The sequence below is a fragment of the Pseudolactococcus yaeyamensis genome (genome assembly GCF_054658615.1).
The window spans coordinates 1-17,203 of the sequence record NZ_BAAGGP010000033.1; the positions used below are offsets into that span (position 1 = coordinate 1).

15 protein-coding genes, 1 tRNA gene and 1 pseudogene are annotated in these 17,203 nt (G+C 41.1%); 10 read left to right on the top strand and 7 right to left on the bottom strand.

What is annotated here, in order from left to right; all coding sequences use genetic code 11:
- Positions 1 to 391: 391 nt before the first annotated feature.
- Positions 392 to 1,084 (top strand): hypothetical protein, encoded by a 693-nt coding sequence (locus tag ACYQ21_RS07835; RefSeq protein WP_460057267.1) that lies wholly within the window; start codon positions 392 to 394, stop codon positions 1,082 to 1,084.
- 680 nt (positions 1,085 to 1,764) lie between these two features.
- Positions 1,765 to 2,955 carry an iron-containing alcohol dehydrogenase gene (locus tag ACYQ21_RS07840; RefSeq protein WP_460057269.1) on the top strand — a complete coding sequence of 397 codons (1,191 nt, stop codon included), beginning with the start codon at positions 1,765 to 1,767 and terminating at the stop codon, positions 2,953 to 2,955.
- Positions 2,956 to 3,503: 548 nt separating this feature from the next.
- Here ACYQ21_RS07840 and ACYQ21_RS07845 read toward each other — a convergent pair.
- Positions 3,504 to 3,617, bottom strand: a pseudogene (locus ACYQ21_RS07845) (transposase); the annotation flags it as partial.
- 118 nt (positions 3,618 to 3,735) lie between these two features.
- Here ACYQ21_RS07845 and ACYQ21_RS07850 point away from each other — a divergent pair.
- A complete protein-coding gene (locus tag ACYQ21_RS07850) occupies positions 3,736 to 3,900 on the top strand; it encodes a type II toxin-antitoxin system HicA family toxin (RefSeq protein WP_460057271.1) in 165 nt (54 codons plus the stop codon).
- 32 nt (positions 3,901 to 3,932) lie between these two features.
- The gene (locus ACYQ21_RS07855; protein ID WP_460057274.1) at positions 3,933 to 4,331 is read left to right on the top strand and encodes a type II toxin-antitoxin system HicB family antitoxin; all 399 of its coding nucleotides are present in this window, start codon (positions 3,933 to 3,935) and stop codon (positions 4,329 to 4,331) included.
- 186 nt (positions 4,332 to 4,517) lie between these two features.
- Here ACYQ21_RS07855 and ACYQ21_RS07860 read toward each other — a convergent pair.
- The 5 genes from ACYQ21_RS07860 to ACYQ21_RS07880 all read right to left on the bottom strand — a co-directional run bounded on the left by ACYQ21_RS07860 (position 4,518) and on the right by ACYQ21_RS07880 (position 8,519).
- Positions 4,518 to 4,589, bottom strand: a tRNA-Arg gene (locus ACYQ21_RS07860).
- Positions 4,590 to 4,621: 32 nt separating this feature from the next.
- Positions 4,622 to 5,731 (bottom strand): DEAD/DEAH box helicase, encoded by a 1,110-nt coding sequence (locus tag ACYQ21_RS07865; RefSeq protein WP_460057277.1) that lies wholly within the window; start codon positions 5,729 to 5,731, stop codon positions 4,622 to 4,624.
- Positions 5,697 to 6,692 carry a Gfo/Idh/MocA family protein gene (locus ACYQ21_RS07870; protein ID WP_460057280.1) on the bottom strand — a complete coding sequence of 332 codons (996 nt, stop codon included), beginning with the start codon at positions 6,690 to 6,692 and terminating at the stop codon, positions 5,697 to 5,699. The genes ACYQ21_RS07865 and ACYQ21_RS07870 overlap by 35 nt, the downstream gene beginning before the upstream one ends.
- Before the next feature lie 55 nt (positions 6,693 to 6,747).
- Complete coding sequence (locus ACYQ21_RS07875) at positions 6,748 to 7,455, bottom strand: energy-coupling factor transporter transmembrane component T (RefSeq protein ID WP_460057282.1); 708 nt, start codon at positions 7,453 to 7,455, stop codon at positions 6,748 to 6,750.
- Positions 7,455 to 8,519 (bottom strand): ATP-binding cassette domain-containing protein, encoded by a 1,065-nt coding sequence (locus ACYQ21_RS07880; protein ID WP_460057285.1) that lies wholly within the window; start codon positions 8,517 to 8,519, stop codon positions 7,455 to 7,457. The genes ACYQ21_RS07875 and ACYQ21_RS07880 overlap by 1 nt, the downstream gene beginning before the upstream one ends.
- A 50-nt stretch (positions 8,520 to 8,569) precedes the next feature.
- Between ACYQ21_RS07880 and udk the strand changes: the two genes are divergently transcribed.
- Positions 8,570 to 9,220: a uridine kinase gene (gene udk, locus ACYQ21_RS07885; protein WP_460057325.1), complete on the top strand. Its 651-nt coding sequence runs from the start codon at positions 8,570 to 8,572 to the stop codon at positions 9,218 to 9,220.
- A gap of 50 nt (positions 9,221 to 9,270) precedes the next feature.
- Entirely contained in the window at positions 9,271 to 10,254 is a 984-nt protein-coding gene (pta, locus tag ACYQ21_RS07890) for a phosphate acetyltransferase (protein ID WP_460057288.1), read from the top strand.
- A 60-nt stretch (positions 10,255 to 10,314) separates the two neighbouring features.
- Here pta and ACYQ21_RS07895 read toward each other — a convergent pair whose 3' ends face one another.
- Complete coding sequence (locus ACYQ21_RS07895; protein WP_460057290.1) at positions 10,315 to 11,103, bottom strand: Cof-type HAD-IIB family hydrolase; 789 nt, start codon at positions 11,101 to 11,103, stop codon at positions 10,315 to 10,317.
- 39 nt (positions 11,104 to 11,142) lie between these two features.
- Here ACYQ21_RS07895 and ACYQ21_RS07900 point away from each other — a divergent pair, with 39 nt between their 5' ends.
- From ACYQ21_RS07900 to ACYQ21_RS07915, 4 genes are all read left to right on the top strand, one after another.
- On the top strand, positions 11,143 to 13,533 hold the full coding sequence (locus tag ACYQ21_RS07900; RefSeq protein WP_460057292.1) for a DNA translocase FtsK: 2,391 nt from the start codon (positions 11,143 to 11,145) through the stop codon (positions 13,531 to 13,533).
- Positions 13,520 to 14,521: a DNA polymerase III subunit delta gene (gene holA, locus ACYQ21_RS07905; protein WP_460057293.1), complete on the top strand. Its 1,002-nt coding sequence runs from the start codon at positions 13,520 to 13,522 to the stop codon at positions 14,519 to 14,521. Before ACYQ21_RS07900 ends, holA begins: the two co-directional genes overlap by 14 nt.
- A 62-nt stretch (positions 14,522 to 14,583) precedes the next feature.
- The gene (locus tag ACYQ21_RS07910; RefSeq protein ID WP_460057295.1) at positions 14,584 to 15,774 is read left to right on the top strand and encodes a trans-sulfuration enzyme family protein; all 1,191 of its coding nucleotides are present in this window, start codon (positions 14,584 to 14,586) and stop codon (positions 15,772 to 15,774) included.
- 156 nt (positions 15,775 to 15,930) lie between these two features.
- Positions 15,931 to 17,100, top strand: a complete 1,170-nt coding sequence (locus ACYQ21_RS07915) for an amidohydrolase (RefSeq protein WP_460057297.1) — start codon at positions 15,931 to 15,933, stop codon at positions 17,098 to 17,100.
- Positions 17,101 to 17,203 lie beyond the last annotated feature (103 nt).

Sequence of the window (17,203 nt, forward strand, 5' to 3'; positions counted from 1 at the left end):
GCATATCACGGAAGCCATTGAAGGGATTTTATCTGCGGCTGAAACGGGAGAAACTTATCACATGACAACGACTTGTGAGCGACCAGAACCCTTGAAACCGGGAGGGAATGTAGACGATATTTGAAAAGAGACAGAAGAAAAATAAGTTGACAAGGTAGTGATAATAAAGTAAAGTATATGGATATTTTAATAATATAACCGCTATATTATTTTAAATATCTTATTTTCGAGGAGAAAAAGTGTATAATATAGAGAGATAACACTTTGATTTGAATGGCATGAACTTCTCAATTCTGCTAACATTAACGTGTATCGAAAACAAATGTGACCCCTATCTCATCAACTCAATATTGGGTCATGCAACAGTAAGAGGTAAGAGTGGAGAATGAAAATGAAGTATTGTCAATACTGTGGTAGTGAGATGAAGTTAGAGGACAGGTATTGTCAGAACTGTGGAGGAGACTCACAAGTGCCAGTGGCACAAGCTAGTCAAGCTGTCGAACAGGAACTAGTGTCTGTCACGCAAGACACCGAAGATAAGGCACAAGCATTTTCGCCTACTCTAGAATCAGAGGCACCTTCGCACGATGTGCCACCTGGCGCTCAAGAGTCTGTAATAAGGTGTCAAGAAGAACCACTGGGAACTACCCAAACAGCTTCACCTGTCGTTCAAGAGTCGTCACCTTTTATACACGCAACAGTACCTAAAACATCAAGCCCTGACGGTATCGAAACTAAATTTAACTGGGGTGCTTTTGTGACACCTTTCGGTTTTGGGATTGCGCATCGAGTCTACCTCGGGCTATTGAGCTTATTAGTAGTTGTTCCTATCATAGGGTGGATTTTTGCGATTGTTTGGGCTTTTGTGTTCGGCTTTAATGGCGAAAAATGGGCGTTGGAAAACCCAGCCAATCAGTATCGGGATAACGAAGAATTTCGTAAGGTCATGTCGTCTTGGCACCGTTTTGGTCTCGTAACTTTTATCATCAGTTCGGCTCTTATTGCCATTTACATCATCATACTCATCGTGATACTTTCAAGTTTTTCACATTATTATAATGACTATAACTACTATAACTACTAAATAGAACTCAAGAAGGAGTGTTAAGTTTGAAAAAAATTAATATTGTCAGTACACCCTAAAAAAGGGTGCACAAAAACCAATCGCCATTGTGTCCAAAAAAATTAAGGAGATAAAAGCTTAAATCTGTGATTCTGAGCAAATCGAATAATTTATTAAACATTGAGTTGTTTTAGAACTATTTAGTATTTAATAATCTGCAAGATTTAAGTTTTAACACGTTTTTTACAAGAAAACGAACTCATAAGCACTAAGCTTTAAAGTGTCTCAGATCGTTTCTTGAGATGATTTGGTGAAGTTAAAAATCGGAGATGTTTAGTTTTACGAACATCAATCCTAAAAATTGGAAACACGATTTTTAACAAAGCTGTTTTCCTCCTAAAAAATTAGAGAAGACGAAGACATTGACTGCGAAGCTCTCTACAAACGAGTCGTTTATACAAACATAAGTTTTCGTGCTCAATGACACATTTAGTTGTTCTTGTAAAGCTAAGCTACACCTATAAAAATGCAAGGTCGAAACAAGTTTCGCACTTATTCTCCTCCCCGTGATTTGTAGTGTATTTACGCTCCTCCAAGGACATTTTAACAAAAAATAGAAGAAAACTCCAAACTTGAAGCAACACTTTTTTTCATTCAGTGTTGTGCCTGAGTGCGGAGCACGAAAGGAATGGATTATAAAAATGAATAATTTCAGAATGTACGTCCCAACAGATATCCGATTCGGCAAGGAGCGTTTAAATGAATTGCCAGAAGTACTAGAAGCCTATGGTAAACGTGTGTTACTAGCCTATGGTGGTGGCTCAATCAAGCGTTTTGGCTTGTATGACAAAGTTGTTACCTTGCTTGAAAGTAATGGCTTTCAGATTGTCGAGTTGACAGGAATTGAACCCAATCCCAAAATTGCCTCAGTTCGTGAAGGGGTTAAGCTCGTGCGTGAACATGCCTTAGATGTCATTTTAGCAGTCGGTGGCGGTTCTGTGGTGGATGTCGCAAAAGTCATTGCGGGTGGTGTCTACTACGATGGAGATGCTTGGGATCTTGTCGAAGATAGTAGCAAAATGGGCAAGGCTGTACCAATCATTGACATCTTGACACTTGCTGCGACAGGTACTGAAATGAATCGTAATGCCGTTATCTCAAACCCTGAACGCAATGAAAAGCTTGGTACTAGTGGCTGGGAATTGTTACCCAAAGTCTCTTTCTTGGATCCAACCAATACCTTCACTGTTCCTGCAAATCAGACCGCTGCAGGTGCCGCAGATATTTTAAGTCATTTGTTTGAACAATACTTTAACCGTACAGCTGGTGTGGATGTTCAGGACAATATCGCCGAAGGCTTGATGAAAGCCGTGATTCAGCACGCACCGATTGCGATTCAAACACCCGATGATTATATCGCTAGAGCTAACATCCTTTGGGCTTCAACGCTTGCGCTCAATGGGATTCCGGGCAACGGGCGTGCGGGTGGTTGGACGTGTCATCCAATCGAACATGAATTGTCAGCCTACTATGACATTACACATGGTATTGGGCTTGCGATTTTGACGCCACGTTGGATGGCATATTGTCTCAATCACGATGCGACAACAGTTGCAAAATTTGCCAAATATGGCAGAAACGTTTGGCATCTCGAAGGCGAAGATGACACCGTCGCCCACCAAGCCGTCAAGGCGACCTACGACTTCCTCAAATCTCTAGGGATTCCGATGACCTTACCTGAGGTTGGCATCGCGACTGATGAATTAGTAGATGAGATGAGCGCCCAAGCCGTACGCCATGGCAACCTCTCTCAAGGCGCCTATGTCGCCCTTGAAAATGGCGATGTGGCTGAAATTATCCGTGCCGCATTTGTCGAGATGACAGAGTTTTGAACTCAGAGAAAATCGTTTGGAAGTTGATAGATTAATCAAAAAAACGGTGTGCCACAAAGCTCATCGTTTTCTTTTTTATAAGCAAAAAGAACACACTCCTGATACAATTATCTTAAGCAAATAATCAAACGTCGATGCGTTACGTATTCCGGAGGTGTCCCTTGTCTCATTATTCTAATCACATTTTCCTCAAAATTGCCAATCTCATTTCATACTAAATACAAATTAGAGTAGGCAATCTCCTTATTGTCAAACATTCTGAACGTTTTACCAGTTCCCCTCAAGATTCTTCTAGAAATAGAAAACTAAACCTTGAAACGCTCCTCAAGCTTAGTCTATCTATGGGTGGGCAGAGCTTGTCTAGTGAATTACGCTATTATTTTAAGTTTAGTCCGATGTCACCAACGGCTTCAGCTTTTATTCAAGCTAGAAAGAAATATAGAAGCAGAATTTAAAGAAAAGAGTCTGGGACAAAAGTCTACAGTCACTGAAATAATAAGCAAGCTAATCCAATCAATTTAGATTGGATTAGCTTGCTTTTTCTCTGTTCAACAATTTACCATTAGTTTTCTGAGATTAATCGCCATCAAGGCTAAACCAATCTCTTGTCTAACCTTGTCTTTCCCTCTAACTGAAAATCGAGTGAAACCCAAATTAGCCTTGCGAGAATTGTTCTTGTAAGGCTTTTTGTGTGCAAAAAATAATTAAAATAAATTTGATAAAACATTTGATTATACACAATAATTGTGTATAATCAATATAGAAAGGAGGAAGCGTAGAATGCCGATGACCGCAAAACAAATGATAAAATTGCTTAAGAAAAACGGAAGTCATAAGCAATTTATTAATTATGAAACCGGTCGCCAAACAACTGTTCCTATTCACTCAAAAGATTTAAAAAAAGGAACAGAACAAGGCATTTTGAAACAAGCAGGTCTTAAATAAGACAAGGCTTGTTTCTTGTACGCTAAAATAACATGGCACAAAAATCAAATATCGTCGTTTATCCAGTTGTTTTCACACCAGAAGAGGTTGGGTATTCTGTGCGTGTTCCAGACGTTCCAGAAGCTATCACACAGGGCGACACGTTAGAAGAAGCGGTTTCAATGGCACAAAATGCAGTTGGATTAGCGCTCGAGGGATATAATGAGTATCCTGATGCAAGTAAAACTGAAAATATTGAACTTGAGGAATGGGAAAATGAAGCCTTAGTTTCTCTGGTTGCTTTCAATATTGAAGATTACCGTAAGAAAAATAGCAAGACAGTGCGGAGAAATATTTCAATTCCTGAGTATCTGAACGAAGCGGCTAAAAGAAAACATATCAATGTTTCTAAAGTGACTACTGAAGCACTTGAGGAATTAATTTTAGGGTAGTGAAATAAAAAAGCTGGCACATTGATGTCAGCTTTTTTGCGATAATTAAAAAGTCATGATGCGCGTGATAATTTCCTTGTGCCAAATTTTTTTACAAAGTATTATTTTCTATTGTGGGTAAAACGTTAAAAACCTTATAAAATAAAGGTTTTTGATTACGTATTATTACCTATTATGGTGCTAGAATGTCCCCCGCCGGAATCGAACCAGCATCAAACCCTTAGGAGGGGCTCGTAATATCCGTTATACTAGAGGGACGGATAAATGGCGCATTGCCATTTAGTATTATATCATTTTAGGCTGATAAATTCACCTGCTTTGAGAATCTTTTCAGGTTGTTTTTGATATTTTTTAACATTCTTTTCGTCGAATGAGTTGCCAACGATGTTGACAACAACGCCTGATTTGCCCATGCGACCCGTTCGGCCCGTTCGGTGGGTGTAACTTTCGAGGTTGACTGGAATATCAAAGTTAATCACATAGTCGAGGTCATCAATATCAAGCCCCCGTGCTGCAATATCAGTCGCAAGCAGGAGTGTAATCTCACCATTCTTAAATTTTTCAATAATCGTTTTACGGAACCGACCATTAACATCGCTTGCGATAGAAACAGCAGCGATATTTTGGAAGGTCAGTTTTTCTTCGGCATTGCCGAGGTCTTCCAGACGGTTAAAGAAGACTAGACCGCGCATATCAGGAATGTGGGCGATTTGTCGCAAGAGGTCAATTTTCTTACGATTCTCGACTTTGACCATGAAATGGTCAACCGTTGCTTCCATTTTGTCGACATTAATCTCAACCAAGTTAGGCGCAAAACTCGCCATGGTCTCATAAACTTCGTGAGCCGTCGCGCTAGAGGCGATAAACTGGTAAGCCTTAGGCGTGCGCGTGATAATCGGCTTGACAAATCGCCACTGAGAATCTTCAAGCAGATTATCAACTTCATCAAGAATAATCGTATGGATAGCCGTCATCTTGATTTTCTTGTCTTTAACCAACTCTAGCGCCCGACCGGGTGTCGCAACGATAATTTCAGACCCTTTTTTGATTCGCTCAATTTGTCGCTTAATACTAGCGCCGGAAATAACCAGATTAGCGGTTAGGCTTAGAGGCGCTGCCAATGACTTCACGACTTCAAAAATTTGACCTGCAAGCTCACTATTGGGGGCTAAAATCAAGAGCTGTTGCCCTTGTTTTTTTTGAACTTTGAGGAGACTTGGCAAGAGATAGGCCAAAGTTTTACCTGTCCCCGTTGGGCTTGTTGCGAGGACGTTTTGTCCTGATGAAATGGCATCAAAGGATTGTTGTTGAACCTCTGTAAAGTCAGAGACAGCGGCTAAGACATCTGCCCAGACTTGAGGTAGCTCATTTTTTGTCAGCGTCAAATTTAATTCCTGCACTTTCTCTCATGGCGTAACTTGTTGCAGCAACGTTAATCGCCATACTTAGCCAGTTTTCATAGTCTTCAAAATGTTTCGGGGTATTGGGGTTTTCAATCACTCTGGCAAAATCAAGCGCCTCTTCCTGCATGCTATCTTGAGGCGCTTTAATGGGCAGTTCAAGCGTTGTACCGTCAAGGTCGATGAAACGTGCATAGTGAATGGCATTGACAGCGTCCAATACAAGCGTACCAGTCGTTGTATAGATTTCATTTGGTAAAAATGAATTGTAATTACCACCAGTTTTAAGGGCGACTTTAAAGCCGTCATAAGACAGTACACCGACGCCAGAAACATCAATACCTGACTCCAATAATTGAGCGGTGTATTGGGCATACTTTGGCTTGCCGAAAAAGGCGTGTGCCGCATAGAGCAGGTAAACACCCAAGTCAGCCAATAAGCCTCCAGAGAATTTAGGATTGAATTTATTAGGCAACTCGCCGTTTAAGAGGGCGGGCATTTTTGATGAGTATTTGGCATAGGTCAAATCTGCCCCGACGATGACTTTATCAGCCAAAAAGTCTCTGATAATATCAAACGATTTTTCATGTAAATTACGCGCCGCTTCAAAAAACAGGACTTTTTCTTGTGCTGCAAGCTTGATAATCTCATCTAGTTCAGTCGGATTTGAAAAGGCAGGTTTTTCGACAATCACGTGTTTACCAGCTAAAATTGCCGTCTTTGCCTGCTCAAAATGCAGCGCATTAGGACTCGCAACATAAATGACATCCAAGTCTGAAGCAACAAATTCAGCTAAATTTTCAAAGACATCCACATGATGAAAGTCCTCAGTGAAGGTCACGCCACTCGCTAAACTGCGCGTGTAAATCGCAGAGAAGTGATACAGCTTTGTCGATAAAGCTGCATCAATAAAAGCACGCGAAATCCAGCCGGTTCCAATTACACCAAGTTTTAATGTCATATTTTATCTCCCTATATCAGGCTTGCTAATCAAGCCGTTTCGCAAACCTATCAATTTATCGAAAAGGATTCCAAAGTCTACCGCCGTTCACAACAATCAAGATGATACTTATTATAACAGAAAGTCCTGCGAGTAGCATCGCCCTTTTATCGCGCTCAGTGATTGGGCACATCTGATACCATGTTCGTTTTTGTTTTTTGCCGAAATGTCTGCTGCCTAGTGTCTCTTCGTGCTTTGCTTTCAGCAAAAATTGCACAGCAGCAAACTTTGAAAACTTTTGATTTTGAGCAGCGGCAGCAGTTTGAAGTTTGATATGCTTAGTTTTAAATCGTGTTCTAATCCCGAAAAGTTGACCGATTTTGTAAGCCATACGATAGGATAGTCCGACATAGTTTAGACTAGCAGCGATTTCCAAAGGCTGACTTGTCAGTAAGAAAATCTGTAAGAAAGTCAGGATAATCACATCTTTCAGAAAAATAGTCAGTAAATAAAGCGCCTCTTGAACAGTCAAATCTGCAAGCCAACTGATATTGTAGTGGTAAAGTGTCACACCATAGTCAGGATCAAGGCAAAACATAATCACCAGATGAAGCAGTATCAAAATCCAAAGCCATTTGGCAAATTTAAGTTTTGCACACAAAAAGCAAGTCAGTGCTATCAAAGCCAGTACACCCAAAAAACGGGTATCGTTAGAAATAAGGGCAGCCACCGTGGTCAGGACAAAAATCATGAATTTAGTGACTGGGGTCAAAGTTTTCAACATCAGAAAATCTCCTGTCTATCCATAAACGGCAAGAAAACATCCTGATCTGTGATGAGAATCAAGGTCACGCCTTTGTGATCGAGATAGCTCAGAATTTCTGGGAATCCCTCAAATTCAGGCTGATCGATGATAACGATTGGTGTCGCTTGCATGAGGATACAAGCAGTTGTAAATAAACGTTTCTGTCGATAGGACAAGTCGGATAGCCGCACATTTTTGAGAGTTGTTAGCTGACAAAGCGCAAGCAGTTCATCAGAAATGCCAGCATCAGAGATGCGTTTGACAAAAATCATATCGTCTGGATTCGCCATGATGTAGCCGATTTTTTTGCCACGTTTATTAAGAGATTGGTGGGTGATATCTTCATAGTAGAAATCAATCTCGCCTGATGTCGGACGAAAACCAGCCAACATATCCGCAACAGGAACTTCATCTGGTGCTGTAATTGCGACTTTTTCTCCTTCATAAATGGTAAAGCTTATTTTGTTGACAAGTTCAGTTACTGAGAGGATGGCTTTGTTTGGATTAATTTGACGTTTGAGTGCTAACTCAGGTGTTGGTTGCGGAGGTACTCCTTCTGACAAGTCAATCACGTAATCAAAGAAATCGGTATTAAAGTTACCTGTCATAATCAGTGTCCCATCAAAATCTTCTGGTAAAAATAAAGGCTCATCCAAAATTAGCGCATCAGTGGGATGGATGAGGAGTTGCGCCATGGCAAGGACTTGCTTTTTGTAAGTCGTCAACTCAGAAATGTCAGTGTTAAGGTCATCTGTCAAGTGATAAGTTTCAGCACTAGCCTGAACGCTAGCTCGTATTTGCGCCAAAGGAATGGCATTGTTTTCTAAGGTAAAGGCAAGATTTTGAGCTACTGTGCCAGGCAAGAAATTATCGTCTAAGGTTTGGAAAAGGATGTCAAAGTGATACTTAGGGAATATGTCTACTATTTCTTTGAGTAAGCTTGTTTTCCCACTACCCAAAGCACCTTTGATTAAGATTTTGTCGCCAGTCTGGATGATAACTCGGTCAGCTTCTGAGGCTGATAAAATGGTTTTTTTCTTCATTACAATATATTTTAACAAAAAAATGGGAAAATTGATATAATATAGTTATGATGAAAAAACCAATGATTATCGGTGTGACAGGAGGCTCTGCTTCGGGTAAGACTTCTGTCAGCCAAGCCATACTGACCAACTTTTCAAATGAACAAATCGCTTTGATTGAGCATGATTCTTACTATAAAGACCAAAGTCATCTGGACTTTGAGGAGCGTCTTAAGACCAACTACGACCATCCTTTGGCTTACGATACGACATATTTGATTAGCCAGCTTGAAGAACTTCAGGCAGGAAAAGAAGTTGCGATTCCGATTTACGATTATACGAATCATACCCGCAGTAAAGAGACTTATCTTCAAAAACCAGTGGATGTTATCATTGTTGAAGGGATTTTAGTTCTAGAAGATGAGCGTTTACGTGATATGATGGCCATCAAAATTTTCGTGGATACTGATGATGATGTCCGAATTATTCGGCGGATTAAGCGAGATATGTCTGAACGTGGTCGAAGTCTGGATAGTATTATCGACCAGTATTTGGGTGCTGTGAAACCGATGTATCATGAATTTATTGAGCCAACGAAGCGTTATGCGGATTTGATTATTCCTGAAGGTATCAGTAATTTGGTCGGCTTAGACATCATCAATACAAAAATTTCATCAATTTTGAAAGAAAATAAAGGAGAAAACGTTTACAAATCTTTGTGAATTATGCTATACTGTGTCAGTAAACTAAATTTAAGAAGGATGAAGTATAGATGAAAAATGATTTGTTTGAGGGACTCAAAGCGAAAATTGCAGGAAAAAATTTGAAAATAGTTTTTCCAGAAGGGATTGAACCACGGATTCTTGGTGCGGCTCATCGCTTACTGGCTGAGCAGCTGATAACGCCAATTCTTTTGGGCAATGTTGAAGAAATTTCAGCGACGTTGCGTTCACGTGGTTTGCAGTCATCACTCTTTACGATTATCGACCCAGCAGATTATGAGCAATTTGATGAGATGGTGACTGCCTTTGTTGCACGTCGTGCAGGGAAAGTAACAGAAGAACAAGCGCGTGATATTTTGTTAGATGTCAACTATTTTGGCACGATGCTAGTCTATATGGGCTTAGCTGATGGTTTAGTATCAGGTGCGATTCACTCGACTGCTGACACAGTGCGTCCAGCGCTTCAAATTATCAAAACCAAACCAGGGATTTCACGAACATCGGGTGCTTTCTTGATGGTACGTGCTTATGGTCAAGAAAAATATATTTTTAGCGACTGTGCCATTAATATCAAACCAGGTGCGCAAGAATTGGCAGAAATTGCCATTGATTCAGCAGCAACAGCGACTTTGTTTGACATTGAGCCGCGTGTGGCCATGCTCAGCTTTTCAACCAATGGTTCTGGAGCTTCGGAAGACGTGACTAAAGTAGTTGAGGCGACAAAAATCGCCAAAGAGTTGCGACCTGATCTTAAAATCGATGGTGAAATGCAATTTGATGCGGCTTTTGTTCCTGAAGTTGGTCGCCTGAAATTCCCGAATTCACCAGTTGCTGGTAATGCCAGTGTCTTTGTTTTCCCAGATTTACAATCTGGGAATATCGGTTACAAAATTGCGCAACGTCTCGGAAATTTTGAGGCCATTGGCCCAATCCTTCAAGGTTTGAACAAACCAGTTTCTGACTTGTCACGTGGCTCAAATGAAGAAGAGGTCTATAAATTATCAATTATCACAGCTGCTCAAGCTCTGATGTAAGCTAAAATAAAAATCTGCTAAGATTGGATAGTGTGTCCAATTTTAGCAGATTTTTTGTGCTTAAAGCCAGCCCCAATGTTTAAAGGCATTGACGATGCCGTGGTCAGTATTGGCAGTTGTGACAAAATCAGCTATTGCTTTGAGTTCATCAAGGGCATTTTCCATGGCAGTCGCATGATCAACAACTTCTAGAAGATGAAGGTCATTTGGTCCATCACCAAAGCCGTAAGTTTCGCCAGTAAAATCTAGAAGCTCAACGACTTTTTTAATGCCAGTTCCCTTGTTTGAATTGGCATTGACAATGTCGATTGAGTAAGGGGTGTTCATGAAGTAATTAAATTCAGGGACTAGATTTTGATAGTAGGCCACATCAGCTATTTGGTCAGAAAAGAGCAAAAGCATGTTGATTTCGTTGGTCAGATAGTGGGTGGCATTGATTGTTGGGACTGGTACAGCGGTGTAACCGTAAGCGTCTTTGACAAGAACAGTCAGCTTAGAAACCCAATGACTGTCCTTATCATAAAATGCAAGGGCTTGATTTTTAGCATCTGCTAGTGTTTTTAGTTTATCAATGCTCGCCACCGCCATTGGTTCATGGTAAATGGTTTCCCCTTCAATGATGATAAATTGACCATTCATGGCAACGGCACTGGTGATACCAGACTGAGCCATGAACGCCTCAAGTTCAAAATGTGCACGCCCAGTGGCGATAATCGGCAAAATGCCATTACGACGGATGTGGTGAAGGGCTTGAATGACCTCCTCATCAAGTTGGCTCTGCGAGTTCAAAAGTGTGCCATCCAGATCGAAAAAGGCTATGGCATGGTACGCCTTATTTATATTTTCCATACAATTAGTATATCAAATTATGGTATAATTATAATGACTATGGCTAAAAAAACTCAGAAAAAAACACAAAAAAATAGAAAAATATCTAAAAAAGTACAGGCTGAACAAGCAGAAAAACGCAAACTTGCTGTTATGTTTGTCGCCTTATTTTTGCTAATCTTTTCAGCAACACGCTTTGGCATGGTTGGCATTTCTCTTTATAACCTGATTCGCATTGCCGTTGGGAGCCTCGCCTATCCAGTGATTATTGCGTGCATTCTCATGATTATCCTGCCCATCTTCAAAAAAGAATTTTCATCAGAACACCGCAACTCTGTCGTCGGCCTGATTTTAATCTTTTTGGCCATGGTGCTAGGCTTTCAGGCATATTTTGATAAATTAACAGGGACAAACCACACGTGGACTCTGGTTTCAAGTCAGTTTGTTAAACTGAAAGTGACAGAGTTTGCGGGGGCGGGAATGCTTGGGCATGCCATTTATTTACCATTGAAACTCTTGTTTTCAGTCATCGGCGTTTATTTGATTGCAGGGCTTTTACTCCTACCGGGTTTGTACTTTCTATCGCCACAAGTTTGGCAGACCGTTTTTGCCAAACTCAAATCAAGCTCAGCAGCGCGACATGCCAAGCGTCAAGACAAAAAAGCGAAACGTCAAGAAGCACGTGAAGCGGCAGAAAAAGCAGCAGCTGTTACCGCAGCCATGCCAATTGAACTATCAGAAGAGCTTGAGGCGGCATCGATTGAACCAGTAAGCATTGACCCACAAGAATTGACTGAACCGCGTGACTATGATGTCCTACCCTATAAAGAACCTGAAATCGTTATGCCAGACTATGAACCAGAAACAGGTAAGATTTTGACATCTGAATCTGATGCGCCAGATGAATTTGATGAATCAGAGGATAATCTGTCGATTGATTTCGCACAAACGCCTGAAATGTCTCGCTATCAATTACCAGATGCCACTTTACTTGCCCCTACTCCTATCAAAAATCAAACTAATGAACGCAAGAATGTCCAACATAATATCAAAATATTAGAGACAACCTTCAAAAGTTTTGGTATTCAAGCGACGGTCGAATCAGCAGTCGTTGGCCCATCCGTGTCCAAATATGAAATCAAGCCGGCTACAGGTGTTAAGGTCAGCCGTATTTTGAATCTCCAAGACGATTTGGCACTAGCCTTGGCCGCAAAAGACGTCAGAATCGAAGCGCCAATCCCGGGGAAATCAGTCGTCGGGATTGAAATTCCCAACTCAGAAGTTGCCATGGTTGGCTTCCGTGAGATGTGGGAAAATGCCCAGACCAATCCTGAAAATCTGCTAGAAGTGCCGTTAGGAAAAGCAGTTGATGGATCGATTAAGACTTTCAACCTCGCTAAAATGCCTCATATCCTAGTCGCAGGGTCTACAGGTTCAGGCAAATCTGTCGCTGTCAATGGTATTATTACCAGTATCCTAATGAAGGCTCTTCCTAGTCAGGTCAAGCTCCTCATGGTTGACCCTAAAATGGTCGAGCTGGATGTCTATAATGATATTCCGCATCTCCTCATTCCAGTCGTGACTAACCCACGTAAAGCTGCACGAGCCCTACAAAAAATTGTGGATGAGATGGAAAATCGTTATGAACTCTTTCGTCGTGTCGGCTCACGCAATATGGAAGGCTACAATGCCAAAGTCGAGAAATTTAACGCTGAAAACGATGAAAAACAGCAAACTTTACCGCTTATCGTCGTCATCGTCGATGAGTTGGCAGACTTGATGATGGTCGCTTCTAAAGAAGTCGAAGATGCCATCATCCGGATTGGTCAAAAAGCGCGTGCAGCAGGTATTCACATGATTCTTGCCACACAGCGTCCATCAGTTGATGTCATCAGTGGTCTGATTAAAGCCAACGTGCCAAGTCGTGTCGCCTTTGCTGTCTCATCTGGGACAGATTCGCGGACGATTATTGATAGTAATGGTGCTGAAAAACTCCTCGGTCGCGGCGATATGCTCTTTAAGCCGATTGATGAAAATCACGCCATTCGCCTGCAAGGCGCTTTCCTATCAGATGATGATGTGGCAAGCGTTGTTGACTTCATCAAAAATCAAGCCAGTGCTGACTATGATGAAACATTTGACCCGGGCGAAGTGACAGAAGATGATGCAAGAGGTTTTGATAGCAATGGTGGCGCCAGTGCCACAGATTCTGGCGATCCCCTCTTTGAGCAAGCCAAACAGCTGGTCATTGAGAGCCAAAAAGCGTCAGCGTCCATGCTCCAACGTCGCTTGTCGACCGGCTTTAACAGAGCCACACGTATCATGGAGGAGCTGGAGGCAGCTGGCATCATCACCCCAGCTGAGGGCACGAAACCGCGTAAGGTTTTAGTTGCCCATCTGGACGATCCTGCGGCTGATACTGAAAATGGAGGTAGCCATGACAGTATTTGATGAGCTATCGCGGTTATCAGCAGCGGACTTACCTCAGTTCACTGTGATTTCAGGGGAAAATGACGATATTATTTCAGAGCTGAAGACGCAAATCTTACAGAAAGTCGGCTTTGACCCGTCAGATTTATCTCAGGCCTATTTCGATATGACCGAGTCTGCCCCCGATTTAGCACTCGAAGAATTGGAAAGCCTCCCCTTTTTTGGCGATGGTATGCTCGTTGTCTTTGAAAATCTATGGGACTTGACGACTGCCAAAAAGTCAGTTTTGACTGAACAGCAGGTAACACGCTTGGAAAGTTTTCTAGACAATCCACTTGAGACGACCAAAGTCATCTTTATCTGCCGCGGCAAATTAGACGGTAAACGTCGCATTGTCAAAAAACTTAAAAAACTCGCCTTCGATTTAGAAGCAACTGACTTAAAACCAAATGACTTGACCAAGTATTTGGTAGCAGATTCAGGTTTACAACCTAATATCGTTAATTTAATCATTGAAAAGTCGAATGCCAACTTTGCCATTATCAGACAGAATATCGAAATGGTCAAAACCTATGCAGATGGCAGAGCCATCACGCCTGACGATGTCCAAGCAGCAGTACCTAAATCCCTATCTGACAACATTTTCGACCTGACGGACTTAATCTTGAAATCAAAATTAGTTGAGGCGCGGGCTTTAGTGGCAGATTTGGTCTTGCAGGGAGAAGATGAGATTAAGTTGTTGGCGATTTTGACGACAAATTTTCGCTTGTATTTTCAAATCAAACTTTTATTAGATAAGCACTATACAGATAGGCAGCTAGTCGAGTTTTTGAAAATTAATCCCTACCGCTTGAAATTCTTGGTCGGACCTGCGCGGGCTAGAAGTAAAGCCTTTCTGGCACAAGCACTGCGACAGCTAATTGATACTGATTATAAAATCAAATCAGGTCAGGCAGATAAAAAATTTCTATTAGATATGGCCTTGATTCGCTTATCAGGGATAAAATAATTAAAATGCCGTGATGTCATATCGGTATCACGGTTTTTGGTCACTTCGTTTATACTCAAAGTATGACAAATAAAGAAAAACTAACGCCCAAAGAAAAATTAGACACAGTGGTTGTGACAGGTATTTCGAGTCAAAGCAATCCCGAAAATGCCGTTGTACCACCCATCTATCTCACGACAACCTATGCGCAAAACAATATTGATGAATTGGGAAATTTTCAATATTCAAGAGCGCATAATCCAACCCGCTCACAGCTTGAAACTTTGCTGGCTAAAATAGAAGGCGCCGATTTTGTCTATACTTTTTCTTCAGGAATGGCAGCTATCTCGAGTTTTTTTAGTTTATTTAAGCCGGGAGACAAACTCCTGCTGAATACCAACATTTATGGCGGGACTTACGCCTTTGTCCGACAATATTTGACACAGTATGACATAGCGTTTGAACTCATTGATGATTTAAACAGACTATCGGTTGATGACTTCACAGCTGATGTGGCAGGTATTTTTATTGAAACGCCTTCAAATCCCTTATTACGTGTCACAGATATCCAGAAAATTAGCACACTAGCCCATCAAAATGGTACAATAGTTGCAGTTGACAATACGTTTTTAACGCCTTATTATCAGAAACCACTTGAACTCGGTGCTGATTTGGTTGTTTATTCAGCGACCAAATATTTCAGTGGTCACGCAGATGTTATCGCTGGTTTTGTTGCGACTGACGATGCAATTTTAGCGAAAAAAATTAATTTTTTTCAAACGACACAAGGCGCGATTTTATCTCCTTTTGATGCTTATTCCTTGATTCGTGGCATCAAAACTCTGTCAGTTCGGCTTGACCGTCAAGAGTTTAATACGCTGGCTATCATTGATTTTCTAGCCCATCACAAGGCTGTTAATCGTGTTTATTTTGCTGGAAGTTATTCCCGAGATGAAGCAGACATCCAAGAATCCCAGGCAACAGGTATTGGTTCAGTCATTTCATTTGACTTAGCTGATGATTATGATTTGACAACATTTTTGCGACATCTGAAACGCTTTGAATTAGCTGCTAGTTTAGGTGGAGTTGAAAGTTTGATTGAGCACGTCACGACCATGAGTCACCAAGCGTTTGAAGCGGATATCCTCGCACGGATTGGCATTACAACTAATCTTTTGCGTTTGGCGATTGGGATTGAAAATAAAACTGATTTGATTGCTGATTTACACCAAGCTTTTGTAGCTGCTCAAAAGTCAACTTTTACCAATCTTTGACAGCGCAGACATTTTTGTTAAAAATAATTTTAAAAAATGATACAATGGATTAAAAGTGATTGCCTCTATATTTGAACATGTCAGGTCGCCATAGGGCATCAATAATAAGCTGAAAAATAATCACGCCTATACTAATCAAAAAAGGAATTATTGCATATGTCAATGTCACCTGAACACTACGCCGAATTGGTCTCAATCCGTCACTATATTCATGAGAATCCTGAATTGTCAGGAGAAGAAGTCAACACAACTCAATACCTCAAAAATTATTTGGAAAATCTCAAGATCAACATCTTAGATACTGGCTTAACAACAGGATTAGTCGCTCAGATTGGTCACGGTGAACCGGTGATTGCTTTACGTGCTGATATTGATGCGCTTCCGATTTTGGAAAATACAGGCTTACCTTTTGCTTCTAAAAATGCAGGTGTGATGCACGCTTGTGGTCACGATTTACATCAAACGACCTTGCTTGGTGCTGCCAAAATTTTAAAACAACGTGAAGCTGATATCAAAGGTACGGTCAAATTGATTTTTCAACATGCTGAAGAAAAACATTTTGGTGCCAATGATGTGATTGCAACAGGTGTTTTGTCAGATGTTCAAGCGGTTATCGGTTACCATAATATGCCAACTTTGCCTGTTGGACAAATTGGTATTCGTGAAAAAGGGATTATGGCAGCTGTTGACCAATTTTTTGTAACCGTCAAAGGTGTAGGCTCACATGCAGCCTACCCACATCAAGGTGCCGATAGTATTATTGCGACATCTGCAATCATTTCGAGCTTGCAACAACTCGTGTCACGTAATATTGATCCGCAACACGCTGTCGTTGTCTCAGTTACCCATATGGCAGCAGGCAATACTTGGAATGTCTTACCAGATGATGCTATTTTTGAAGGAACGATTAGAACATTTGATAAAGGGGATCGCACCCTTGCCAAGAAGCGCTTTTATGAAGTCGTTGAAAATGTCGCTAAAGCATATGGCGTTGAGGTAGAAATCACGTGGATTTTGGGGCCGAATGTGACTTATAACGATCCCGAACTATCTCAGTTTTTGTTTCAGGAAACTAGCTCGTGGCATGACGATGTGGTCATTCCTCAAGCCTCCAATGCAGGGGAAGATTTTGCGACATATGTTGAGGCAATACCGGGTGTTTTTGCTTTCATTGGTAGCAACGCCTCGGGAAGCCCCGGACTTCATTTTTCTGATATGGTGGTCAAAGATGAGACGATTCCAATTGCAGTTGATTATTATGTGAAGAGTACTTTTGCTGTTTTGGAAAAGCTGGCAAATGATAAAGAGATAAGTAAGGTCTTGTAAAATGGGAGGAGCTTAATTTGAAGCGACCTCTTTTTGTTCTGTATTTTAGGGAAAAATTAAGTAGTACACAAGAAGAAAAAAATATAGTTATCTAATAGACAGA

Excerpts from the sequence above, each read along its gene's own strand:
- ACYQ21_RS07835 (WP_460057267.1), top strand. The coding sequence starts at position 392 with ATGAAGTATTGTCAATACTGTGGTAGTGAGATGAAGTTAGAGGACAGG.
- ACYQ21_RS07840 (WP_460057269.1), top strand. The coding sequence starts at position 1,765 with ATGAATAATTTCAGAATGTACGTCCCAACAGATATCCGATTCGGCAAG.
- ACYQ21_RS07850 (WP_460057271.1), top strand. The coding sequence starts at position 3,736 with ATGCCGATGACCGCAAAACAAATGATAAAATTGCTTAAGAAAAACGGA.
- ACYQ21_RS07855 (WP_460057274.1), top strand. The coding sequence starts at position 3,933 with ATGGCACAAAAATCAAATATCGTCGTTTATCCAGTTGTTTTCACACCA.
- ACYQ21_RS07870 (WP_460057280.1), bottom strand. The coding sequence starts at position 6,692 with ATGACATTAAAACTTGGTGTAATTGGAACCGGCTGGATTTCGCGTGCT.
- ACYQ21_RS07875 (WP_460057282.1), bottom strand. The coding sequence starts at position 7,455 with ATGTTGAAAACTTTGACCCCAGTCACTAAATTCATGATTTTTGTCCTG.
- ACYQ21_RS07880 (WP_460057285.1), bottom strand. The coding sequence starts at position 8,519 with ATGAAGAAAAAAACCATTTTATCAGCCTCAGAAGCTGACCGAGTTATC.
- udk (WP_460057325.1), top strand. The coding sequence starts at position 8,570 with ATGAAAAAACCAATGATTATCGGTGTGACAGGAGGCTCTGCTTCGGGT.
- pta (WP_460057288.1), top strand. The coding sequence starts at position 9,271 with ATGAAAAATGATTTGTTTGAGGGACTCAAAGCGAAAATTGCAGGAAAA.
- ACYQ21_RS07895 (WP_460057290.1), bottom strand. The coding sequence starts at position 11,103 with ATGGAAAATATAAATAAGGCGTACCATGCCATAGCCTTTTTCGATCTG.
- ACYQ21_RS07900 (WP_460057292.1), top strand. The coding sequence starts at position 11,143 with ATGGCTAAAAAAACTCAGAAAAAAACACAAAAAAATAGAAAAATATCT.
- holA (WP_460057293.1), top strand. The coding sequence starts at position 13,520 with ATGACAGTATTTGATGAGCTATCGCGGTTATCAGCAGCGGACTTACCT.
- ACYQ21_RS07910 (WP_460057295.1), top strand. The coding sequence starts at position 14,584 with ATGACAAATAAAGAAAAACTAACGCCCAAAGAAAAATTAGACACAGTG.
- ACYQ21_RS07915 (WP_460057297.1), top strand. The coding sequence starts at position 15,931 with ATGTCAATGTCACCTGAACACTACGCCGAATTGGTCTCAATCCGTCAC.